Genomic DNA, 21,954 nt, shown 5'->3' with positions numbered 1-21,954 from the left:
TCTTGGCTCAATCGCTTCAATCCCACGAAATCTCTCTCGTGGAGATACAAGGTGGCTCGGCGAAGCCGAGACGGAGTGGGGGTCGACCAGGCTACATTGGACAATGCATGCGCCAAGCTGCCATGCACGCTATCGCCACAGGCCAGCCGCCTGGAAATGTGTGCATACCGCAGCCGAAGTGGGGAGGGGCGCCTTAGGTCACTCCGCTGCCACGAGTCCCGCCATCTCGCGGTTCTTCATCAGCTTGTAGACGATCGAATCCATCAGCGCCTGGAAGGAGGCATCGATAATGTTTTCCGACACGCCGACCGTCCACCAGCGGGCGCCGGTGGAATCGTGCGATTCGACCAGGACGCGGGTGATGGCTTCGGTGCCGCCGTTGAGGATACGCACCTTGAAGTCGGCAAGCTCGAGGTCGACGATCTCGCTCTGGTATTTGCCCAGATCCTTGCGCAGCGCGATGTCGAGCGCGTTGACCGGGCCGTGGCCTTCGGCCACCGACATCTTCTCCTCGCCGTCGATCTCGACTTTCACGATCGCTTCGGAGACGGTCTTCAGATTGCCGTTGGCGTCGAAGCGGCGCTCGACCATGCAGCGGAAGGAGGTGACGCTGAAGAACTCCGGCAGGCCGTGCAGCATCTTGCGCGCCAAGAGCTCGAAGGAGGCGTCGGCGCCTTCATAGGCATAGCCTTCGGCCTCGCGCTCCTTGACGACCGCGATCAGGGAGTCGAGCCGGTGGTCGTCCCTGGGCACCTCGATGCCGCGCCGCTTCAGCTCGGCGAGGAAATTTGCCTTGCCGCCCTGGTCGGAAACCATGACCCGGCGGCGGTTGCCGACGGCTTCCGGGGGCACATGTTCGTAGGTCGCCGGCTCCTTGGCCAGAGCCGAGGCATGGATGCCGGCCTTGGTCGCGAAGGCGGAGGACCCGACATAGGGCGCCTGCGCTTCCGGCGCGCGGTTGAGCAATTCGTCGAAGGCCCGCGAAAGCCTGGATATTCCTGTCAGATCTTCGGCCGAAATGCCGGTTTCGAAGGTGTCGGCGAAGGCCGGCTTCAGCGCAAGCGTCGGAATGATGGTGATCAGGTTGGCGTTGCCGCAGCGCTCGCCGATGCCGTTCAGCGTGCCCTGGATCTGGCGCACGCCGGCCTCCACGGCGGCAAGGGAATTCGCCACCGCCTGGCCGGTGTCGTCATGGGCGTGGATGCCGAGATGGTCGCCGGGAATGCCGCCGGCGATCACCTTTTCGACGATGGCGCGCACTTCCGAAGGCTGTGTGCCGCCGTTGGTGTCGCACAGTACCACCCAGCGCGCGCCGGCATCGTAAGCGGTTTTGGCGCAGGCCAGCGCGTAATCGGGATTGGCCTTGAAGCCGTCGAAGAAATGCTCGCAGTCGACCATCGCTTCCTTACCGGCGGCGACGGCCGTCTCGACCGAGCTCTTGATCGACTCCAGGTTCTCCTCGTTGGTGCAGCCGAGCGCGACGCGGACATGATAGTCCCAGCTCTTGGCGACGAAGCAGATGGCGTCGGATTTCGACTGCACGAGCGCCGCCAGCCCCGGGTCGTTGGAGGCCGACACCCCTGCCCGCTTGGTCATGCCGAAGGCGACGAATTTCGCGCTCTCAGTCCGCTTCTTCTGGAAGAAGGCGGTGTCGGTCGGGTTGGCGCCCGGATAGCCGCCCTCGACATAGTCGATGCCGAACTCATCGAGCAGCTTGGCGATCGCGATCTTGTCCTCGACCGAAAAGTCGATGCCCGGCGTCTGCTGGCCGTCGCGGAGGGTCGTGTCGAAGAGGTAGAGGCGTTGCTTTGTCATGGCAGTAGCTCGAAATGCCGCGCTCCTTCACCATGGAGCGCGAACGTGCATCACTATTTCCCCGCGAACCGATCCGTCGCCCGGATCAGCCGGTCCAGAATCCCGGGCTCCGAATAGGCGTGGCCGGCGCCCTCGATGAGGTGGAAATCCGCCTTCGGCCAGGCCTTGTGCAGCGCCCAGGCATATTTCGCCGGGCACGGCATGTCGTAGCGGCCGTGGACGATGGTGCCGGGAATGTCCTTCAGCTTCCAGGCATCGCGCAAAAGCTGCCCCTCCTCCAGCCAGCCGGCATGGACGAAATAGTGGTTCTCGATGCGGGCGAAGGCGACAGCATAGTCGTCCTGGGCGAACGGGTCGCTGGTCTCGGGTTCGGGAAGCAGCGTGATTGTCTCGCCTTCCCAGATGCTCCAGGCGCGGGCGGCCTCGACCTGTGCCTTGCGGTCGGAGCCGACCAGCCGCTTGCGGTACGCGGCCATCATGTCGCCGCGCTCGGCCTCGGGGATCGGCGCCAGGAACCGCTCCCATTTGTCGGGGAACATTTCCGAGACGCCGAACTGATAGTACCATTCGAGCTCGGCGCGGGTCAGCGTATAGATGCCGCGCACGACGAGTTCGCTGACGCGCTCGGGATGGGTTTCGGCATAGGCGAGCGCCAGCGTCGAGCCCCAGGAGCCGCCGAAGACAAGCCATTTGTCGAAGCCGCACATTGTGCGCAGCCGCTCGATATCGGCGACCAGATGCCAGGTTGTGTTGGCCTCCAGCGAGGCGTTGGGCGTCGACTTGCCGCAGCCGCGCTGGTCGAACAGGACGACATCATAGAGCTTCGGATCGAACAGCCGCCGGTGTTTCGGCGAGATGGTACCGCCCGGGCCGCCATGCAGGAACACGGCGGGCTTGGCGCCCCTGGTGCCGCAGCGTTCCCAGTAAACAATGTGGCCGTCGCCGACATCGAGCATGCCCGACTCGAAGGGCTCGATTTCGGGATAGAGCGTGCGCAAGGAACTGCCGTGGATCGTCATAGTTTCAGGCCCTGCTGCGGCCAGTTGGCCGTCTCGTGATCGGGATGCTGGAAGGAGATGATCTGCTCCTGCCGCCGGTAGTAATCGGGGTCGTCGTGGATCGGCGCCTCGAAGATCTTCTCCACCCAGGGCAGCCGCACGGCGTAGTTGACCTGGATTTGCGGCGCGAGGTCGGAGCGGTCGTCGAAGGCGCCGATGGCGATTTCCAGCCCGCCCGGCTGGCGATAGGTCAGCGGCGTGCCGCAGCGGGGGCAGAAGCCGCGATCGATGTTGACCGAGGATTGGAAATAGCTCGGTTCCTCATGGGTCCATTCGACGCCGTCCTTCGGCACCGTCACGAGAGCGCCGAAGAAATTGCCGAACTGCTTTTGGCACATGCGGCAATGGCAGATGGACGGGCGCCCGAGCTTGCCGTGGATGCGGAAGCGCACGGCGCCGCATTGGCAGCCGCCGGTTCTAACTTCATCGGTCATGGTTTTTCCTCCGGCGGCCATTGGTCGGTGTCGTGGTCTGGATGCTGATACGAGACGAGCTCGGCAAGATAAGGCGCCGACGAGACATCGCCCATCGTCTCCTCGGATGGCAGTTTTGCAATGCCGTCGACATAGGGAAGCTTCGCCTCGACGCCCCACTGGATGGTGGGCGCGATGCCGGCCGGATCGTCGAAGGCGGCGATCGCCAGCGCCACGCCGTCCGGCGCCTCGAAGGTCAGCGGCGTGCCGCATTCGGCACAGAAGCCGCGCCGGGCCGCGTTGGACGAGCGGAAGCGCTTCGGCTCGCCACGCGTCCACTCGAGCCTGGCGCCGCGCACCGAGACCAGCGGAAGGTAGAAATTTCCGCTCGCCTTCTGGCACATGCGGCAATGGCAGACCGAGGCGTCACCCAACGCGCCCTCGACGCGGAAGCGCACGGCGCCGCACTGGCAGCCGCCGGTGTAGACCGGCCTATTGTCGAGGCTCATGACACACCTCCAATCATCGGCTCACTCCGGCTCATGGCAGACCGCCTCGACATTGTTGCCGTCAGGATCGAAGACGAAGGCGCCGTAATAATTGGGATGATAATGCGGACGCAGGCCCGGCGCACCATTGTCCCTGCCGCCGGCAGCAAGCGCCGCCGCATGGAAGGCGTCGACCTCGGCGCGGCTGCGCGCGGTGAAGGCGACATGCTGGTGGTCCTTCGGCTTGTCCTTGCCGGCGCTCAGCCAAAACACCGGCCGGTCGCGGCCATAGCCGCCGACCTTGGCGCCGCCGGTATATTGCTCAGGCACCATGTAGAGCAGCGAAGCCCCCAGCGGGGCCATCGCCTTGTCGTAGAAGGCCTTCGATGCGTCGAAATCGGAAACGGTGATGCCGAGATGATCGATCATGTAACGAGCTCCTCCGTTGGGGGCGCGGGCACATCGGCCAAGCCGGCCACGATGACGATGTGCTGGCAGACATTGTCGATATCGCGGATCACGTCGTCGTTCCAGAAGCGCCTCACCGCCTGATCTCCCATGTCGTCACGCGTTCGCCGGTGGCGGGGTCCTTGCCGTCCTTGAGCTGCACGCCCTGCGCCAGGAGTTCTTCGCGGATGCGGTCGGCTTCGGCCCAATTCTTGTCGGCAATGAACTTCAGGCGCCTGGCAATCGCCTCGGCGATCGCGGCTTCGTCCACCTTGGCCGCGCCCACGTCGAAGCCGAGGAAGGCGAGTGCCGCCTTCAGCGAAGCAGCGGCGGCGTTCTGGCCATCACCGCTGAACTCGACCGCCTCTCCGGCGAGCTGCGTCAGCCGCTGGAAGGCAGTGTAGGTGGCGAGGTCGTCCGACAGCGCCTCCACCACTTCGGCCGGCAATTCCTTGGCCGCCTGAGACGCGAGGTCCGCCGCCCGCTTCCATTTGCGCAGCGTGTTCTCCGCCTCCTCCAGCTTGCGCACGGAAAAGTCGATCGGCTCGCGGTAATGCGTCATCAGCATCGCCAGTCTGAGCACCTCGCCCGGCCAGGTGCGGCCGCCGAAAGTCCCGGTCTCCAGCAGCTCATGGATCGAGAAGAAATTGCCGAGGCTCTTCGACATCTTCTGGCCTTCGACCTGCAGGAAGCCGTTGTGCATCCACACATTGGCCATGACCTTGGTGCCGTGGGCGCAGCGCGACTGGGCGATCTCGTTCTCGTGGTGCGGGAAGATCAGGTCCAGCCCGCCGCCATGGATGTCGAAGACCTCGCCGAGATAGGCGGCGGACATGGCCGAGCATTCGATGTGCCAGCCGGGCCGGCCCCTGCCCCACGGGCTTTCCCAGCCGGGCTCTTCCGGGCTCGACAATTTCCACAGCACGAAATCGCCGGGATTCTTCTTGTGCGCGTCGACCGCGATGCGGGCGCCCGCCTGCTGCTCGTCGAGATTGCGCTTCGACAATTCGCCATAGTCGGGCATCGAGGCTGTGTCGAACAGCACCTCGCCGCCGGCGACATAGGCGTGGCCGCGCTCGATCAGTTGGCGGATCAGCGACAGCATATCGGCCTTGCCGTCGGCGCGGGGTGCGACGAACTCGGTCGCGCGCGGCTCGTAGGTCGGCGGCAGGCAGCCGAGCGCCGCGACGTCCTTGTGGTACTGGTCGGCGGTCTTTTCGGTGACCTTGCGGATGGCATCGTTGAGCGAAAGCTTTCCGGCGGCGATGTCGCCGCCGAAGTCGCGCAGCGCGCGAGCATTAATCTTGTCGTCGACATCCGTGATGTTGCGCACATACGTGACGTGGCTTTCGCCGTAGAGATGGCGCAACAGACGGAAGAGAACGTCGAAGACGATCGCCGGGCGCGCATTGCCGATATGGGCAAAGTCGTAGACGGTCGGGCCGCAGACATACATGCGCACATTTTGCGGATCGATCGGGACGAATGGTCCCTTGGTCCGCGTTAGCGTGTTGTAGAGGCTGAGGCCCTTCGTTGCGTCCGACATGCGGTCCCGGTCCTTGATTTGGATTCGCTGAAACCAGCGCTGCGCCAAAGGCGCAGATCGGGCTCCAGCCTGCTGGCCGGGGCGTTTGTCCAATCTAGGGAAAGATAAGGCGAAAACGTCCGGACCAGCGCGAGGCTAGCCAATAATGCAAATGCCACAAATGGCGAAAGACGTTTTCATGGCCGGCTTTATCGCGCCGGCGGGTGTTGCCGTCAAGTCGCTCGGCTTAGGAAAGATGTCGCTGGATCACAGGGTAAAGACGGGGCGAAACATTTTATTAAACATGTCGGCACAGTGATGAAACATTCGCTGGCTAGACCGCCAGATGTCACGATTTGGACGGAATCAGCCGCCAAACGCTGAACACGAAACTGTTACCAGGGAAGAGAAACATGGCTCGCAACAAGCAGGAACAGAACCGACAAACGCAGCCGGCTCTCGCCAGCCACTACCGCGCAATCGGCCCTGCGGCAATCGTCGCGGCCCTCCTTCACACCGCGAAGAAGAAGAAGCCCGCGCAGAAGATCGTTTCGCCGCGCGCTGCCTGAAAACGGCACGACCGGCACGGTCCCCAACGATGGGAACGCCGGTGATGAGGGCGCTGGAGCGCCCTGGAGATGAAGGCCTCCGGAAGCAGCCTCGCAAGGCAGATAACCTTCGCTAGAACAAGCTCATCTGGTTTTCGTCCGCGCCCGGCTTCGGGCGCCTGGGCTTTTCGGCTTGCGGCGAAACGATGCCGCGCTCCTGGATCTCCGGCCCGGTGTTGGCGACCTTGTTGACAAGGTCGGAAACCGGGATAGCCTCGAAGAAATCGGGCTCGGCGGGCTTCAGCAGATCGAGCACGTCGCGCGGCTCTTGCGTGCGGCAATCGAGCCAGCGGGCGAAGTCGCGCTCCTCGATCACCACAGGCATGCGGTCATGGATATGGGCGATGCCGGCATTGGCCTCGGTCGTGATGATCGCGCCGGTGTCCATCTCGGAACCGCCAGGCTCGGAGTAAGTCTCGATCAGGCCGGCGAAGGCGAGAACGCCGCCGCGCCGCGGGCGGATCCAGTAAGGCTGGCCCTTGGCCGAACCCGACTGCTGCCACTCGTAGAAGCCAGATGCCGGCACAAGAGCGCGACGATGGCGCATGGCTGCCTTGAACGAGGCCTTTTGCAGCACGCCTTCGGAGCGGGCGTTGATGAGCAGCGGAAACGCTTTGGTGTCCTCGACCCAGGCTGGGAGCAGGCCCCAGCGCACCAGCATCGCCTGGCGGTCCGGCAGGTTCGAGCCGGGTTCCCGCGGCGGTCCGGCAAGCGCCATCAGCACCGGCTGTGTCGGCGCGATGTTGTAGCGCGCCGGAAATTCCTCCAGTTCGGCAAGGCCGAGAAAGGCTGCGGTCTGGTCCGGCGTGGCGGTCAGGGCAAAGCGTCCGCACATGGATTTGGGGCTCATCAATTGAGGGTCCATGAAAGTGGCGATGGAACCGCCCGGCCGCAACGGCTAAAGCTGGATTCGCCCAATCGGTCCACAAATGGCTGCAGAAGGATCGGCACGCATGAAACAGCGCAAGATCATACCGGCCGTTTCCGTCGCCGTCGTGCGCGGCGGCACCGTGCTTCTGGTCAAGCGTGCGCGGGCGCCGTCGCAAGGGCTTTACGCCTATCCCGGCGGCAAGGTCGAGCCGGGCGAAACGCTGGCGGAAGCGGCGGCGCGCGAATTGCTGGAAGAAACCGGGCTCGAGGCGACAGGCTATCGCCCGCTGCGCGACATCCATATCGACGGCCGTGGTGAGAATCACGCGGTCGACTACCTGCTGACGGTGTTCGGCGCCGCCTATGCAGGCGGCGAGCCCCTGGCAAACGACGACGCCGAGACCGCGGCGTTCTACACGCTGGCGGAAATGGCAGGGATGCCGCTTGCCGGCGACGTGTTCTCGGTCGCCGAGGAGTTGCTCGGCCCCGCGCAAGGCGCCAGGCGGTGAGCATCCAGAATGGCCTTGCCGGCGACAAAATGTTTCGCCACAAAGCCCTGCCCTTTCATTGCAAGGCTTTGATGACCCGCGCTTCCGCTTATCTCGCCGCGTGCCTCGCCGTCAGCATGGCTGTACCGGCACCGCCGGCGCTCGCCGCCGAGGCGCCTTTCGAGCCTGGATTGATGCGGCTGGCCGAAGTGCTCGGCTCGCTGCATTTCCTGCGCAATCTCTGTGGCGAAAAAGGCGACCAGTGGCGGGTCGAGATGGAAAAGCTGCTGGAGTCGGAAAATCCCGATCCCGACCGGCGCGCCCGCTTCATCGCCTCGTTCAACCGCGGCTACCGCTCCTTCAGCGGCACCTACACGCAATGCACCCCTTCGGCGACCGAGGCCATCGCCCGCTACATGAAGGAAGGCGAGACGCTGTCGCGCGATATCGCCTCCCGCTACGGCAATTGAGCCCGGCTCGTCCGGCAATTGAGCCCGGCTCGTCCGGCGGCAATGTCATAAGCATTTTTTTGCGGCGATCCGCGTCAATGTGACGTCCCTTATTGCCTCCTGTCCCGCTCTGGGGCAATCATGTGTTGCACCTGCGCAACAGCGTTAATGAAACGTTAGTGCGCAATTGTGGAATTAACTCAAACTGAAGGTTTTGATGCCGCAAGCCGGTGTAATCGGCTAAGCTCGGCATCGATTGAGGGCAGTCTCGCCGACAATGTAGATTTCGACCCTAAAAATGTCGTATTTACAACGACTTAGTAAAGACTGCCGACGAACTGGCAGACCAAGCCGGATCCATCGGTCGGATCGCTGCTTGCAGAAGGTGGACATCGCAATGGAACATGGTGTCAGCGACATCGACGCGTTGGTCAGGGAAGAAAAGCGCCTGACTGCCGTGGAGAGCCACAGCGAAGCCTGGGCGGAAGGCCTGTCGGCTGGCATTGAGCCGGAAATCATCGCCGAAGCAGCACTGGAGACGGCTTTCGGCGAGATGCTGCGCGCCAATGGCGAGACCTCGGCGCTCGCCTTGCTCGACCGCATGCGTGAGAAAGTGATCGCCGGCGCCTTCGAGCCTGGACGGCTGAAGCACTAGTTCCCCCTTTTCGATAGCGATTTTTTGCGAGCGACTTTTGACGGCGGCGCGCCGGTTGGGCATCATGCCCATGCTCTTGATTACTCAGAGCGCCGCTCGGATCGGGCCAGGTAACAATGGAGAGGTAAGCGGTGAGACTTTCGATGTCAGGCCGGCCGCACGGGCAGGCCCTCAACATCCTGATCGCCGCTTCCTGCCTTGCGCTGCCGCTGTGCCTCGCCAGCACGCCTTCCTACGCGCTGAGCGAGATCCAGCGCGAGGACCTGCCCTCCCCGGTCACCCCGCCCGCCAATGAGGACAGCGGCGCGCCCGGCGCCACAGTGCCGGTGCCGGAGGCGCCCGGCACCAAACCTACGGACAGCGGCCAACCGGCCGACGACACCGACAAGTCGGAGCCGGAAACGCCGCCCGCCAATGGCGGCATCACCAGCCCGCGCGCCGATCCCGACGCGCCGCCGCCCGCGGTCGTCTACGACCTCAACACGCTTCCTGAACCAGTAAAGCGCATGCATGGGCTGATCATCGAGGCCTGCAAAAGCGGCGACATCGAGAAGCTGAGGCCGCTGATCGGCAAAGGCGATGCCATGACGCAATTGTCGCTGGGCGACATTGACGGCGACCCGGTCACCTTCCTCAAGGGCCTCTCGGGCGACGGCGCCGGCCAGGAGATCCTCGCCATCCTGGAAGAGGTGCTTTCGGCCGGCTATGTGCATGTCGACACCGGCACGCCGCAGGAACTCTATGTCTGGCCGTATTTCTTCGCGCTGCCGCTCGACAAGCTCGACCCCAGACAGCGCGTCGAATTGTTCAAGCTGGTCACGGCCAGCGACTATGACGACATGAAGCAGTTCGGCGCCTACATCTTCTACCGTGTCGGCATCACGCCGACGGGACAGTGGCTGTTTTTCGTCGCGGGGGATTAAATCGGCAGCGCTTCGGAAAACTCCACGGCCCTGCCCTGGCCGGACGTAACGATCTCGCCTTCCCACATGACGCGCGTGCCGCGCAGGATGGTGCCGACCGGCCAGCCGGTGACCTCTTTGCCGTCATAGGGCGTCCAGCCAGCCTTGGAGCCGGCCTGCGCGTTGGTGATGGTCTCGCGCCGCTTCAGGTCGACGACTGTGAAATCGGCATCGTAGCCGGCCGCGATGCGGCCTTTCCTGGCCATGCCGAAAATGCGCTGCGGACCATGGCTGGAAAGGTCGACGAAGCGCTGCAAGGTGAGCCGGCCGGCATTTACATGGTCCAGCATGATCGGCACCAGGGTCTGCACCCCTGTCATGCCCGACGGCGAGGCCGGATAGGGCTTTGCCTTCTCGGCCAGCGTATGCGGCGCATGGTCCGACCCCAGCACGTCGACGATGCCTTGGGAAATGCCGTGCCAGACGCCGTCGCGGTGGCGGGCGGCGCGCACCGGCGGGTTCATCTGGATCAGCGTGCCAAGCCTGGCATAGTCGTCGGCGCTCAGCGTCAGATGGTGGGGCGTGGCCTCACAGGTCGCAACGTCCTTGTGCTTTTCGAGGAAGTCGATCTCCTCGGCCGTCGAGATGTGCAGCACATGAATGCGCGCGCGCGCCTCCCTGGCGATGCGCACCAGCCGCTCCGTGCAGCGCAGCGCCGCTACCTCGTCGCGCCACACGGGATGCGAGGACGGATCGCCCTCGATGCGTTCGCCGAGCCGTTCGCGCAGGCGGAACTCGTCCTCCGAATGGAAGGCTGCGCGGCGGCGGGTGTTGCGCAGGATCGAAGCGACGCCCTCGTCGTCCTCGACCAGAAGATCGCCGGTGGACGAGCCCATGAACACTTTTATGCCGGCGGCGCCCGGCAGCCGCTCCAATTCGCCGACATCACGGGCATTGTCGCGCGTGCCGCCGACCCAGAAGGCGAAGTCGCAATGCATGCGGTTCGTGGCACGCCGCACCTTGTCGGCCAGCGCTGCCTCGCTGGTGGTGAGCGGATTGGTGTTGGGCATTTCGAAGACGGCGGTGACGCCGCCCAGCACCGCGGCGCGGGAGCCGGTCTCCAAGTCTTCCTTGTGCTCCAGACCCGGTTCGCGGAAATGCACCTGGCTGTCGACGACGCCCGGCAGGATGTGCAGGCCCGTGCAGTCGATGGTTTCGCCGGCCGAAGCCTGGCCGAGATCGCCGATCCGCGCGATGCGGCCACCCTTCACGCCGATGTCGCGCCGGCCCTCGCCGTCATGGTTGACCACCGTGCCGCCTGTCAGGATGAGGTCGAAGGTGGTCGCCATAGGCAGGTCCAATCTCTTGCGGGGGGAGTGCGGCCGGCTTACGTAATGAGCGAACGTTTTGCAAGATCAGGCCGATTTCACACCCATGCCCTTTGCCCGCCTCAAAGATCGTGCGCTCATTTCCGTGTCAGGCCCGGATGCCGAGCATTTCCTGCAGAACATCCTCACCACCGATCTCGATACGCTGAAGCCCGGCGAGGCAAAGCCCGGCGCGCTGCTTTCGCCGCAGGGCAAGATCCTGTTCGATTTCCTGATCTCGCGCGCGGCAGACAACAGCTTCCAACTGGAATGCCGGGCCGACATCGCCGACGACTTCGTGCGCCGGCTGATGCTTTACCGGCTCAGAGCAAAGGCTGAGATTGTCAAGCAGGATCAGGTGCTTGTCACCGTCGAATGGGATGGCGATTCAACCGCCTCACTTTCCGATTCAAGGGCGCTTGCCGACACGCGGTTCCAAGATATCACGGTTAGGCGCAGTTATGGCGGCGAAGCACGGGACGGCAGCGACCCGAATGGCTGGCTGAACATGCGCATTGGCTACGGCATTGCAGAAGGCGGTTCCGACTACCAACTCGGTGACGCTTTCCCGCATGACGTTCTGCTCGACGAGACCGGCGGCGTCGGCTTCAAGAAGGGCTGCTATATCGGCCAGGAAGTGGTCTCGCGCATGCAGCACCGCGGCACGGCCAGACGCCGTGTCCTGATCGCTTCGGCCGACGCCCTCCTGCCCGTTCCGGGAACCGAGCTCACCGTCGCCGGGCGGCCCGTAGGCACGCTCGGCTCTGTCGGTGGCCGGACCGGTCTTGCGATTGCCCGCATAGACCGCGTCAAGGCCGCGGTCGATGCAGGTGAAACCATTATGGCCGGCGATGTTCCTGTGACACTTGCCATCCCCGCCTGGGCGAAATTCACCTTCCCGCAAGATGCGGTAAGCGCGGAGGAGGCCTGATGGCGGCCGACCGGGCCGGCGCGCCGCCGCGCGCCTGGCAACGCATGCTGTCCGGCCGGCGGCTCGACCTGCTCGACCCCTCGCCGCTCGACATCGAGATCGCCGACATCGCGCATGGGCTTGCCCGCGTCGCCCGCTGGAACGGCCAGACCAGCGGCGACCATGCCTTTTCCGTCGCGCAGCACTCGCTGCTGGTCGAAGCGCTTTACGGCGAGCTGGTGCCCGAGGCCACCGCCGAGGCGCGGCTTGCGGCGCTGCTGCACGACGCGCCGGAATATGTCATCGGCGACATGATCTCGCCGTTCAAATCGGTGATGGGCGGCTCCTACAAGGACTGTGAGGTGCGCCTGCAGCGCGCCATCCACCTGCGTTTCTCGCTGCCGGCGGAGCTTAATGCGGCCTTGCGCAAGGACATCAAGCGCGCCGACCAGATCGCCGCCTATTACGAGGCCACGCTGCTGGCCGGCTTCTCGACGGCGGAGGCGACCGAGTATTTCGGCCGCCCGCGCGGCTTCTCCGCCGACCGTTTCGACTTCACGCCAAAATCCGTGACCTGGGCGCAAACGGCTTTTCTGAAGCGTTTCAAGATGCTGGAAGCCAGGCGCCAGTCTTCGCTTGCGGTAAATTCAGTCCCATAAGAACGCTAAATTAACCGGCAACCCGGACAGTATTGCGTTCGGTCACGGTCCGAAGGCGTGCTCATGCCTGGCGCTCATGTCAAGACTGGTTCGGTCGCCAGCAAGCGAAGAGCGGCCGCTATTGGCCCGGTTCGACGAATAGCGGAAGAACTTCGTGCCCAGAACGAGCGCTTCGCGGCGGCTGTCGAGAACATGTCGCATGGGCTGTGCATGTTCGACGCCGATGAGCGGATGATCATCTGCAACCGCAACTACATCGACATCTTCCGCCTGGACGCCAAAGTGGTGAAGCCGGGCATTCGGTTCTTCAACATCCTGCAGCACAGTGTCGACATCGGCATCGCCGCGCAGAGCGCCGACGAGCTTTATGCCATCCGCAAGCCTTACATCGACGGCGCCAAGCCTTCGACCTATGAGGAAATTCTGTCGGACGGACGCATCATCGTCATTTCGCACCGGCCGATCGCCGTTGGCGGCTGGGTGTCGATCTACGAGGATGTGACGGAGCAGCGGCGCGCTGAAGCCGAGTTGAAAGAGCAATACCGCCGCTTCGACGCTGCTTTGGCCAACATGTCGCAAGGCCTGCTGATGTACAACGCCGAGGGCCGCCTGATCGTTCGCAACCAGCGCTTCCTGGATCTTTGCAACGCGAAAGCCGCGGATTTCGCGCTCGGTATGACGCACAGTCAGATGCTGAAGAAACTCGTTGCTCTCGGCATCTTCGTACCCGTTGAAGTCGACAACGAGGTGGCAAAGACGAAGGCGGCCCTGGACGCTGGCCAGTCGCGATCGAGCTATCGCGAACTCGTCGACGGCCGCACGCTGTTTGTCTCCCGCCGGCCGCTCGCCGGCGGCGGCTGGGTGGCTACTTTCGAGGACGTCACCGAACGGCGCCGCGTCGAAGAGCGCATGACGCATCTTGCGCATCACGACACGCTGACTAATCTGCCCAACCGATCGATGTTTCGCGAAAAGCTGGATCAGGCGCTCGGCGAGGCCAAGGCCAAGCCGCTGGCGATCCTCTCGCTCGATCTCGACCGATTCAAGGCCATCAACGACACGTTCGGCCACCCGGCCGGAGACTGGCTGCTGAAATGCGTCGCCAAGCGGCTGCAACATGCCGTGCGCGGCAGCAAGGACGTGGTGGCGCGCTTCGGCGGCGATGAGTTCGCCATCATCCAGTCTGGCATCAAGAGCGCCGCCGACGCCGAAAAGCTCGCCAAGCGCGTCGTCGAGATCGTCGGCAAGCCCTATCGCGGCAAGGGGCGCGAAATGCATGTGGGCGTGAGCCTCGGCATCGCACTTTACCCCGCCGACGGACACGATGCCGACACGCTGCTCGCCAACGCCGACATGGCGCTTTACCGGGGCAAGAGCGAAGGGCGCAACGTCTATCGCTTCTTCGAGCCAGGCATGGATGCGCTGATGCGGGAGCGCCGGGCGCTTGAGGCCGATCTCGAAGCAGCACTCTCCAAGCGCGAATTCGAGCTGGATTTCCAGCCGATCCTGGACATCGCCTCCGGCAAAATCGTCGGCGCGGAAGCCCTGATGCGCTGGCGCTCGCCCTCGCGCGGCCTGGTATCGCCGGAAAACTTCGTTGCCGCCGCCGAGGAGACAGGATTGATTGTGCAACTGGGCGACTGGGCGCTGCGCAAAGCATGCAACGTCGCCGCCAATTGGCCCCGGGACATGCGCATGGCCGTCAATGTCTCGGCCGCGCAGATCAAAAGCGGCGGCTTCGCCCGCAGCGTGATCTCGGCGCTCGCCTTTTCCGGCCTGCCGGCCGACCGCCTTGAGCTCGAAATCACCGAAACGGTGATGATGGACGAGAGCGAGGCGGTGCTAAGGACGCTGAGCCAGTTGCGCGGCCTCGGCGTGCGCATCGCGCTCGACGATTTCGGCACCGGCTATTCCTCGCTCGGCTATCTCCGACGCTTCCCCGTCGACAAGATCAAGATCGACCGCTCCTTCATTCACGACCTCGACAAGCGCGACACGGCGGCGATCGTGCGCACGGTGGTCGGCCTTGGCGCCGAGCTCGGCATCACCGTCACCGCGGAGGGCGTCGAGACCGAGGCGCAGCTCGACATGCTGCGCAAAGCCGGCTGCGGCGAGGCGCAAGGCTATCTGATCGGCGTGCCGAGCAAGGCGTCCGACATCGGCCGGCTGCTGCGTTCGCAGGCGCTGCAGCGCCAGTCGGGCTGAGTGACGCCGTCCGTCAGCGTAGCGCCCCGATATATTTCTCGTGGAAGCTCACATAGCCGGGCTCGACCACTTTGAGATGCCGCTCGATCAGCCGATGGAATTCAGGCAGCTGATGGAACGGCACGCCGGGATAGGCGTGGTGCTCCGCATGGTAAGGCATGTTCCAGGCGAGCTTGCGCACGAACCAGGTGGTCAGCGTCGTGCGGGTGTTTTCCAGCATGTTGGCGACGAAGGGACAGCGGCCGTGCTCGGCCAGCAGATAAAGCCTGAGGAAGGGCTGGCCGAGCAGCGCCGGCACGATCCAGACATAGAGCAGCACCGACGCCTTGAACCAGACCGCAAGCGCCAGCAGGACGACATAAGACGCGATCATCGCCCGCGCCTCAGCCTTCACCTTCGGCAAGCCCTTCGGCGGCACGTAAATGTCGCGGCAGCGCCCCATTGCATTGGTGTAGAGCGTCTTGAAATGCCCCCACCACACCGGCAGGCCGGAGACGTGGACGATGTATTGCCACACTGTCTCGGGCTTCGGGAAGGCGAGCTCCGGATCGTTTTCGGGGTCCTGGGTGAAACGGTGATGGGCGAAATGGAAGTAGCGGAACCAGTCGGCCGGCAGCGCGATCGCCAGGCTGCAGAAGCGCGCGACGGTATCGTTCAACCACTGCGTTTCGAACGCTGTCCTGTGCACGGTCTCGTGCAGCAACGTGAACAGGAAGACGATCAGGATACCCTGCGGCAGCATCAGGACCGGCCAGAACGGCACTCGTGCTCCGATCAGCGCGCCAAGGACGATGATCGCGCCGAGATGGAGCGCGAACTGGACAAGACCCGGCCCATCCGATTTTCCGGTCAGCCGGCTGCGTTCCTCATTCGTCAGCGAGGCGATAACCGAGCGATGGTCGACGGTCGCGTCGTGGTCGATTGCGTTCATGGGACCACGATAGGCAGAAATAAACCTTTCGAAAACCGAGGATTTCTGCGAAATAGATAAGATCACCTTATCTTTCTAATTGCCATGGTCGCCCTTCCCTCCTTGCGCGGACTTCAAGCCTTCGAAGCGGCGGCGCGCACAGGCAGCTTTGCGGCCGCGGCGGAGGAACTGTCGATTTCGGCCGCGGCCGTCAGCCAGCTCATCCGAACCGTCGAGGAGCAGATGGGGCGCAAACTGTTCCATAGGGTCAACAGGCGCGCCGTGCTGACCGAGGCCGGGGTGGAGATGCTGCCAAGGCTTACCATGGCCTTCCGGGAAATCGGCAGCGTCGCGCGCGATGTCAGCGGCGATGCATTCCGGCCGAGGCTCATCGTTTCCGTACCGCCTTCGATGGCGATGGGCTGGCTTTCGGAACGCATCGTCCGCTTTATCGCGTCCCATGGCGCCGCGGACATATCGCTGAGAGGTGACGACGATCCGGTGCCATTCGATCATGAATTGATCGATGTTCGCCTCTCCTACGGTCCGCACTATCGGGAGCATCCGACCGAGGAGATCGTCAGGGACGCCGTCTATCCCGTCTGCGCGCCGGCGCTGGCCAGCGCGAACGGATCCGACAGCCTTGCCGGCCTGCCGCTCATTCACACCGACTGGGGACCGACCGGCGCGTCCTTTCCGTCCTGGCGCAACTGGTTCGAAGCGGCACGCATCGAGCCCGGCCGGACCGCGCAGCGCGGCCTGTCGGGCAACTCGTCGCGAGTGGCGCTCGACCTTGCCATTTCAGGGCTTGGCGTGGCGCTGGCGCAAGGCATCTATTGCGCCCAGGCGCTGGAGGATGGCAAGCTGGTGCGAGCCGCCGCGCCATCCCTGGAACTGCGCCAGCCCTATTGCCTGACCATCCCCGAACGCAGCGCGAGGCGCGATGTCGTAGGCGCATTCCGGGAGTGGCTGGTCGGAGAATGCGTGCGCGCCGTCAAATCGCCGGCACTCGGCGCCCAGTCATTCACGGGCTAATTCAGGGAATTACGGTGACGGGGCACCTGTTTCCTTCGCCCCCTGCCCCGCTTTTCCGTCGAACGAAGTATTAGGAGATTTTTGATGGCGCTCGAACTCATCAATCCAGCCGATCTGCCGGTTCCAGAGATGTACACGCAGGTTGTCGTCGCGACGGGATCCAAGCTGGTTTTCATCTCGGGTCAGCAGCCCGAAGATATACACGGCCAGCTTATCGGGCATGGTGATTTTGCGGCGCAAGCGCGCCTGGCGTTCGGCAATCTCGGCCGAGCGCTCAATGCGGCGGGTGCAAGGCCCGACCAAGTCTCCAAAATCACGGTCTACGTCGTCGACTACAACCGCGATGAGCACGTTCCGATCATCGAAGCCGCGCAGATTTCGCTGTTTGGAGATCACAAGCCAGCGAATGTGATTGTCGGCGTGGCGATAATGTCCCCTGGCTACCTCATAGAGGTCGACGCGATAGCGGTCATTTGACCAGGGGGCCGGACGCTACGCGCCCTGACGCCTTTCAAAGATGCGCCGCCAGGGCCGCGGCCATGTCCTTGCTGGTGGCGACCGGCACGATCTCGAACTCGACCAGGTCGTTCCATTCGATGGCCCAGCGCTGCAGGATCGTGACGTCATCGGCCTCCACCAACAGGAAGCAGCGGCTCATGTCGGCCGCGATCCAGGAGTGGTGGACGACGAGCTCGTCGGGCTTCAGGCGGCCCTTGTCGCGGAAGCGGCGATAGATTTCCTTGCGGTCCGCACCGTGAAAATCCTCGATCACGAAGAACAGCATTCTTTCCCTCGGTTTGAATGATTGGGAATTGAGGAACTGGAGAATTGAAGAACTGAAGAACTGAAGAGATTAGGAAATGAGGAGCTGATGCCGCAAGGACGGAAGGTTCCGCCAGACACTCCATTCTTCAGTTCTTCAATTCCTCAGTTCTCCAGTTCCTCAATTCCCCAGTTCCTTTTTCTCCCAGTGCTACTTTTCCGGCCTCTCCAGGCGTTCCAGGAACCACTGCGTCAGCCGCACCCAGAGCTCGTCCTTCTCGCCCGAATCCTCCCAGCCATGGTCGAGATTGGGATTGTCGTTGACCTCGATGACGAAGACGCCGTCCTTGGTCTCCTTGAGGTCGACGCCGTAGAGCCCGTCGCCGATGCATTTCGCCGCCCGCACAGCGGTTTCGACGACATGCGGCGGCGTCTGCTTCAGCGTGAATGTTTTGATGCCGCCCTGGTCGGGCTTGCCGCTGGCCTTGTGGTTGACGATCTGCCAGTGCTTCTTCGCCATGAGATAGTGCACGGCAAACAGCGGCTGGCCACCGAGCACGCCGACCCGCCAGTCATATTCGGTCGGGATGAATTTCTGTGCGATCAGCAGGTCGGAATCTTCCAGCCACTCGGTCGCGAGCTTGGTCAGCTCCGCCATGTTCTCGCATTTCTTGACGCCGCGCGAGAAGGACGAATCCGGGATCTTCAGCACCAGCGGAAAGCCCAGCGTTTGCGCCGCCACCTCGAAGTCGGATGTGCCGGCGATCATCACCGTCGGCGGCACCGGCACCTTGTTGTAGGTCATCAGCTCGTTGAGATAGACCTTGTTGGTGCAGCGGATCATCGACAACGGATCGTCGATCACCGGCATGCCTTCCTGCTGGGCGCGGCGCGCGAAGCGGTAGGTGTGATTGGAGATCGACGTGGTCTCGCGGATGAACAGCGCGTCGTAATTGGCAAGCTTGGCGAGGTCCTTCCTGGTGATCGGCTCGACCTCGACGCCCATCTTCTCGGCGATCCTGGCCCAGTAACGCAGCGAGGAGATTTCCGAAGGCGGCAGTTCCTCATGCGGATCGACCAGCGTCGCGAAGGTATAGCGCGCCGGCGTGCGGCCCTTGGTGTCGCGCCATTCGCGGTTGGTGTAGGTGTCCAGGCATTGCAGGAAGACCTGTTCCTCGTCCTCGGTCATGCGGGCGAGCGGCAGGAAGCCGATCTTGCGGATCGAGGCCCATTCGGCGCTGTCCTTGATGTGGACTTCGAGCGCCGGCGCGCGGAACCAGTCGAACAACAGCTTGGCAAAACGGTCCCACACCTTCGACGGACCGATACCGAAGAAGATCGCCACCTTGGCCGGAAACGTCCCCCCAAGGTCCTTGCGGCATTTGTTCAAGGCAAGCTCGAGCTCCGGCAGCGCGTGCTCGTAGAGCTTGCGCTCCGAAAGGTCGATCATGGTCTCGACCGTCGGGATGACCCTGTGGCCGCGCGAGCCGGCCAGCAGCGAGGCGTAGTAACCGCGGCTCTGGTAGCCGTAATTGTTCGACAGGTTGATCACCTTCGGCCGCTGGCCGCGGAACAACGCCGGATGCGCGAGATAGTCGCGGTTGGTGATGATCTTGTGGGGTGTGGCCACCTGATCGATGTCGTTCTGCCTGCCTGTCAGGATAACCCAGGTCATTGTCTCAGCGTTTTCCCAGAGTGATGGCCGCGCGCAAGCCGTCGCGGCCGAACTGCGCCATGTTCATGAAGATGTCGTAGGGTACCGGAATGTTAGCGGCATCAAGGATCGTTTCCTGCCTTTCATCCTCAACCCAAGGGTCGTGGATCAGGATATGGTCGCCATCGTCGCCGATGGCCAGCACCCAATGCGGCACCTTCTTGCCGAACATCAGGAAGCCGCTGACCAGCACGATAACCAGCTTCCCCTCGGCTAGGGCGTTACGGATGTCGCCGATGCCGAACGGACGGTAATTGACGGGGATGCCGTAAAGCTCGGCGCGACGGCGGAAATCGACCTGGGCGAGCTCCATCACCCGGCGCTTGTCCTCGCTTCGCACCGACTGCAGGAACAGCGCGCCATAGAAGGAGACGAATATTTCGGCGGCGAGCCCGCTCTCATATCCGGCGACCGCCAGACCGAAGGGCTCGCAGCCGCCGGGACCCGACATCATGAAGACCGTGGTCGCCTCTCGCCACAGGCGGATTTCCATGACCGGATCGGGCACGAAGCCACCGTCGAAATTGGCCATCGCCATCATCAGGCAGCAAGGGCCGCAGGTGAACTCGCAGGTCTGCTGGTAGAACGGCACCTTGGTCGCGGTCGGCGTGTCGCCGCGCAGCGTCTTTTCATAGCGCAGCGCGGTCGCGCCGTCCTCGTAATAGTCGGGCTCGCGGCCCAATTTCCGATAGCCGGCCTGTTCGTAGATGCGGATGGCGCGCTGATTGTCCTCGCGCACTTCGAGGCGCAGCAGCAGCCGGTCGTGCTCGAAGGCCGCCTCCTCGGCAGCCGCCAGCAGAAGCCGGCCAATGCCGAGACGGCCGAAGAAAGGTCCGACGGCGATGGAATAAAGCCGCGCGACGCCGCTGCCCTTGCGAAACAGCACCACTGCATAGCCGGCGACGCGGCCCTCGTTCTCGGCCACCAGCATCTCGGCGGTTTCCCGCTCGATGAACTGGCGGAAGGAGCGGCGCGAGAGCCTGTCGCCCGGAAAAACAGCCTTCTCGATGGCGGCGAGGTCATCGACGTCTGACGCGCGGGCCTTGCGGATCTCGGCAGGCATGCGGGCTTGGGAGAACCTCGATTGGGTTAAGAAACGGCCCCGGTGGATGCGTCGCGAATACTGGCCGAAGCGCCAGTATTCATCAAGCGCTATCGCTCCTTGATTAGGGCCGAATTGTGACAGTTTCCGCCATGGCAGAAAAGGGCCGAGCACTTGAACAGAATTGCCGTTCAAAGGACTGCCGGTTACCGAAAAATGCAGCCGGTTCAGCTCGATATGCCGGCGACGAGCTGACCGTAAGCGCTCTTTGCGACGTCCGACAGGCGCTCCGGCGGCAACGAGCCGACGACCGCGCAGGCATAGCCTTTGTCGAGCCAGTAGACAGCCTCGGGTCCGCCCGCCGCGGCCGTGTAGGTGCCTTTGGACGTCTGCGACGATTCGGCGGTGACGTAGAGCGAGATGCGCTCGCCCTTGGCGTCTTCATAAAGCAGCATCGCCGCCTTGCCCTGCCCACCGGCCGGCAGCAGCCGGCCGCCGACGAGATCGAAGCCCTCGGCCGCCAGATCGGGCGCGACCAGCTTCAGTCCGACACGGTTCGACAGCCAGGTCTGGAGATGATCCTTGTCGCTTGCGGGAACCTCGACGGCATGGCGCTTCTCGGCGGCGTAGATGACATGGGCGGCGATCGCCTGCTCGGCGAGCTGGTCGTCGCCGTCGCCGCGGGCGATGCCGTCGATGCCCGCGACATAGCCGCCGAGCCCGCCGAGCGCGAGCATCACGGCCGCGGCAGCCGACAGCCACCAGCGCGAGCGCCAGGCCGACGCTTTTGCAGGTGCCTCGCCAAGCACGACCTGCCGCAGCCTCGCCGGCACCGGCTCGTCCATCACGCCTGCGAAGGCGGCGCGCATGGCGGCGCGGTCGGCAATGTAGCGCGCGGACTTCGCCTTCATCTCGGGATTGGCCTCGAGCCAGGCGTCGTAAGCCATGCGCTCCTCGCCCGGCAGTTCGCCATCGAGGGCCATATGGATATCGCGTTCGGAAAAATCGCGGCGGGTCATTTCTCGACGATCCTTATCGAGCGACGGCGCGATGTGTCGTCGAGCAATCCTCGCAATTCCTCGCGGCCGCGCGCGATGCGCGACATCAGCGTACCGGCCGGCACGCCAAGGATGTTGGCGGCCTCGGCATAGGAAAAGCCCTCGATGGCGACCATCACCAATGCCGCGCGGCGATCGGGGCTGATCGCCTGCAAGGCATCCATGATCTCGCGCGAGGCGATGGTCTCGACCTGATCGGCGGGCGCGGCTTGGGCCTCACCGGCTTCGAGAGGCAGCATCGCCGCCTCACCGCGCCGGTTGACCTTGCGCATCTGGTCGATGAACAAGTGATGCATGATCGTAAACAGCCACCTCCGGGGGCTCTCTCCAGTCTGCCAGTTGTCGAGCCGCACAAGCGCCCGCTCCAGGCAATCCTGGACGAGATCGTCGGCGGAATCGCGCTCGCGCAGCAGCGAGCGCGCATAGCGCCGCAGCCGCGGTATTTCGCTTAGGATCGCTGCCTTCTTGTCGTCCATGACCGCTTGTTTCGAGGTCGCTTTCCATCCCGATAGAACGCGCCTTCCGGGCGCGGTGCAAGCAGTCAGCGCGAAGCGGCCGAACCGCTGCGTACCCA

At 63.8% G+C, this 21,954-nt stretch carries 25 protein-coding genes and 1 pseudogene; 11 read left to right on the top strand and 15 right to left on the bottom strand.

Features of this window, described 5'->3' with window-relative positions:
• Positions 1-198 precede the first annotated feature (198 nt).
• The 7 genes and pseudogenes from cimA to cysS form a co-directional block, all read right to left on the bottom strand.
• Positions 199-1,815, bottom strand: a complete 1,617-nt coding sequence (gene cimA / locus P9273_RS31275; protein ID WP_278052415.1) for a citramalate synthase — start codon at positions 1,813-1,815, stop codon at positions 199-201.
• 53 nt (positions 1,816-1,868) lie between these two features.
• Positions 1,869-2,834 (bottom strand): prolyl aminopeptidase, encoded by a 966-nt coding sequence (pip, locus tag P9273_RS31270; protein WP_278052413.1) that lies wholly within the window; start codon positions 2,832-2,834, stop codon positions 1,869-1,871.
• The gene (locus P9273_RS31265; RefSeq protein WP_278052411.1) at positions 2,831-3,307 is read right to left on the bottom strand and encodes a GFA family protein; all 477 of its coding nucleotides are present in this window, start codon (positions 3,305-3,307) and stop codon (positions 2,831-2,833) included. The genes pip and P9273_RS31265 overlap by 4 nt, the downstream gene beginning before the upstream one ends.
• Positions 3,304-3,795, bottom strand: coding sequence for a GFA family protein (locus tag P9273_RS31260; RefSeq protein WP_278052410.1), 492 nt, complete (start codon positions 3,793-3,795; stop codon positions 3,304-3,306). Before P9273_RS31260 ends, P9273_RS31265 begins: the two co-directional genes overlap by 4 nt.
• Positions 3,796-3,816: 21 nt before the next feature.
• On the bottom strand, positions 3,817-4,203 hold the full coding sequence (locus P9273_RS31255; RefSeq protein ID WP_278052408.1) for a VOC family protein: 387 nt from the start codon (positions 4,201-4,203) through the stop codon (positions 3,817-3,819).
• Positions 4,200-4,319, bottom strand: a pseudogene (locus P9273_RS31250) (endonuclease domain-containing protein); the annotation flags it as partial. The gene P9273_RS31255 and the pseudogene P9273_RS31250, both read right to left, overlap by 4 nt.
• Entirely contained in the window at positions 4,316-5,767 is a 1,452-nt protein-coding gene (gene cysS / locus P9273_RS31245) for a cysteine--tRNA ligase (protein ID WP_278052406.1), read from the bottom strand. The gene cysS and the pseudogene P9273_RS31250, both read right to left, overlap by 4 nt.
• A gap of 160 nt (positions 5,768-5,927) precedes the next feature.
• On the opposite strand from cysS, the gene P9273_RS31240 reads away from it, so the two are divergent.
• Both P9273_RS31240 and P9273_RS31235 read left to right on the top strand, forming a co-directional pair.
• Positions 5,928-6,065, top strand: coding sequence for a hypothetical protein (locus tag P9273_RS31240; protein WP_278052404.1), 138 nt, complete (start codon positions 5,928-5,930; stop codon positions 6,063-6,065).
• A gap of 94 nt (positions 6,066-6,159) precedes the next feature.
• Complete coding sequence (locus tag P9273_RS31235; protein ID WP_112095803.1) at positions 6,160-6,315, top strand: hypothetical protein; 156 nt, start codon at positions 6,160-6,162, stop codon at positions 6,313-6,315.
• Positions 6,316-6,427: 112 nt separating this feature from the next.
• Here the strand turns inward: P9273_RS31235 and P9273_RS31230 are convergent, their stop codons facing one another.
• Positions 6,428-7,189 (bottom strand): SOS response-associated peptidase, encoded by a 762-nt coding sequence (locus P9273_RS31230; RefSeq protein ID WP_278052419.1) that lies wholly within the window; start codon positions 7,187-7,189, stop codon positions 6,428-6,430.
• A gap of 118 nt (positions 7,190-7,307) precedes the next feature.
• Here P9273_RS31230 and P9273_RS31225 point away from each other — a divergent pair, with 118 nt between their 5' ends.
• The 4 genes from P9273_RS31225 (at position 7,308) to P9273_RS31210 (ending at position 9,739) form a co-directional block, all read left to right on the top strand.
• On the top strand, positions 7,308-7,733 hold the full coding sequence (locus P9273_RS31225; protein WP_278052401.1) for an NUDIX hydrolase: 426 nt from the start codon (positions 7,308-7,310) through the stop codon (positions 7,731-7,733).
• A 71-nt stretch (positions 7,734-7,804) separates the two neighbouring features.
• Positions 7,805-8,182 (top strand): TIGR02301 family protein, encoded by a 378-nt coding sequence (locus tag P9273_RS31220; RefSeq protein WP_278052417.1) that lies wholly within the window; start codon positions 7,805-7,807, stop codon positions 8,180-8,182.
• Between the two features lie 376 nt (positions 8,183-8,558).
• Positions 8,559-8,816 (top strand): hypothetical protein, encoded by a 258-nt coding sequence (locus P9273_RS31215; RefSeq protein ID WP_041002042.1) that lies wholly within the window; start codon positions 8,559-8,561, stop codon positions 8,814-8,816.
• A gap of 131 nt (positions 8,817-8,947) precedes the next feature.
• Complete coding sequence (locus tag P9273_RS31210; protein ID WP_278052400.1) at positions 8,948-9,739, top strand: hypothetical protein; 792 nt, start codon at positions 8,948-8,950, stop codon at positions 9,737-9,739.
• Here the strand turns inward: P9273_RS31210 and P9273_RS31205 are convergent.
• A complete protein-coding gene (locus P9273_RS31205) occupies positions 9,736-11,067 on the bottom strand; it encodes a dihydroorotase (protein WP_278052399.1) in 1,332 nt (443 codons plus the stop codon). The genes P9273_RS31210 and P9273_RS31205 overlap by 4 nt on opposite strands.
• 85 nt (positions 11,068-11,152) lie before the next feature.
• Between P9273_RS31205 and ygfZ the strand changes: the two genes are divergently transcribed.
• The 3 genes from ygfZ to P9273_RS31190 all read left to right on the top strand — a co-directional run bounded on the left by ygfZ (position 11,153) and on the right by P9273_RS31190 (position 14,859).
• Positions 11,153-12,016, top strand: coding sequence for a CAF17-like 4Fe-4S cluster assembly/insertion protein YgfZ (gene ygfZ, locus P9273_RS31200; protein WP_278052397.1), 864 nt, complete (start codon positions 11,153-11,155; stop codon positions 12,014-12,016).
• On the top strand, positions 12,016-12,654 hold the full coding sequence (locus P9273_RS31195; protein WP_041002054.1) for a YfbR-like 5'-deoxynucleotidase: 639 nt from the start codon (positions 12,016-12,018) through the stop codon (positions 12,652-12,654). The genes ygfZ and P9273_RS31195 overlap by 1 nt, the downstream gene beginning before the upstream one ends.
• A 63-nt stretch (positions 12,655-12,717) precedes the next feature.
• Positions 12,718-14,859 carry a putative bifunctional diguanylate cyclase/phosphodiesterase gene (locus tag P9273_RS31190; protein ID WP_041002056.1) on the top strand — a complete coding sequence of 714 codons (2,142 nt, stop codon included), beginning with the start codon at positions 12,718-12,720 and terminating at the stop codon, positions 14,857-14,859.
• A 13-nt stretch (positions 14,860-14,872) separates the two neighbouring features.
• On the opposite strand, the gene P9273_RS31185 is transcribed toward P9273_RS31190, so the two are convergent.
• Positions 14,873-15,790 carry a fatty acid desaturase family protein gene (locus P9273_RS31185; RefSeq protein ID WP_278052394.1) on the bottom strand — a complete coding sequence of 306 codons (918 nt, stop codon included), beginning with the start codon at positions 15,788-15,790 and terminating at the stop codon, positions 14,873-14,875.
• 84 nt (positions 15,791-15,874) lie between these two features.
• Between P9273_RS31185 and P9273_RS31180 the strand changes: the two genes are divergently transcribed.
• Both P9273_RS31180 and P9273_RS31175 read left to right on the top strand, forming a co-directional pair.
• Positions 15,875-16,804: a LysR substrate-binding domain-containing protein gene (locus P9273_RS31180; protein ID WP_278052392.1), complete on the top strand. Its 930-nt coding sequence runs from the start codon at positions 15,875-15,877 to the stop codon at positions 16,802-16,804.
• Positions 16,805-16,888: 84 nt separating this feature from the next.
• The gene (locus tag P9273_RS31175) at positions 16,889-17,281 is read left to right on the top strand and encodes a RidA family protein (RefSeq protein ID WP_278052391.1); all 393 of its coding nucleotides are present in this window, start codon (positions 16,889-16,891) and stop codon (positions 17,279-17,281) included.
• Positions 17,282-17,315: 34 nt separating this feature from the next.
• Here P9273_RS31175 and P9273_RS31170 read toward each other — a convergent pair whose 3' ends face one another.
• From P9273_RS31170 to P9273_RS31150, 5 genes are all read right to left on the bottom strand, one after another.
• Positions 17,316-17,588 carry a DUF3303 domain-containing protein gene (locus tag P9273_RS31170; RefSeq protein WP_041002063.1) on the bottom strand — a complete coding sequence of 91 codons (273 nt, stop codon included), beginning with the start codon at positions 17,586-17,588 and terminating at the stop codon, positions 17,316-17,318.
• A 189-nt stretch (positions 17,589-17,777) separates the two neighbouring features.
• Positions 17,778-19,241, bottom strand: coding sequence for a RimK family protein (locus P9273_RS31165; protein WP_041002066.1), 1,464 nt, complete (start codon positions 19,239-19,241; stop codon positions 17,778-17,780).
• Between the two features lie 4 nt (positions 19,242-19,245).
• A complete protein-coding gene (locus P9273_RS31160) occupies positions 19,246-20,343 on the bottom strand; it encodes a GNAT family N-acetyltransferase/peptidase C39 family protein (protein ID WP_041002068.1) in 1,098 nt (365 codons plus the stop codon).
• Between the two features lie 206 nt (positions 20,344-20,549).
• Complete coding sequence (locus tag P9273_RS31155; protein ID WP_278052390.1) at positions 20,550-21,341, bottom strand: anti-sigma factor family protein; 792 nt, start codon at positions 21,339-21,341, stop codon at positions 20,550-20,552.
• On the bottom strand, positions 21,338-21,856 hold the full coding sequence (locus tag P9273_RS31150; RefSeq protein ID WP_040984221.1) for an RNA polymerase sigma factor: 519 nt from the start codon (positions 21,854-21,856) through the stop codon (positions 21,338-21,340). The genes P9273_RS31155 and P9273_RS31150 overlap by 4 nt, the downstream gene beginning before the upstream one ends.
• Between the last annotated feature and the right edge of the window lie 98 nt (positions 21,857-21,954).

Origin of the sequence: Mesorhizobium sp. WSM4935, assembly GCF_029625735.1 — a bacterium.
Taxonomy (GTDB): Bacteria; Pseudomonadota; Alphaproteobacteria; order Rhizobiales; family Rhizobiaceae; genus Mesorhizobium.
The sequence above is the reverse complement of the archived record's forward strand: the minus strand, read 5'-3'. Positions and strand labels throughout refer to the sequence as shown.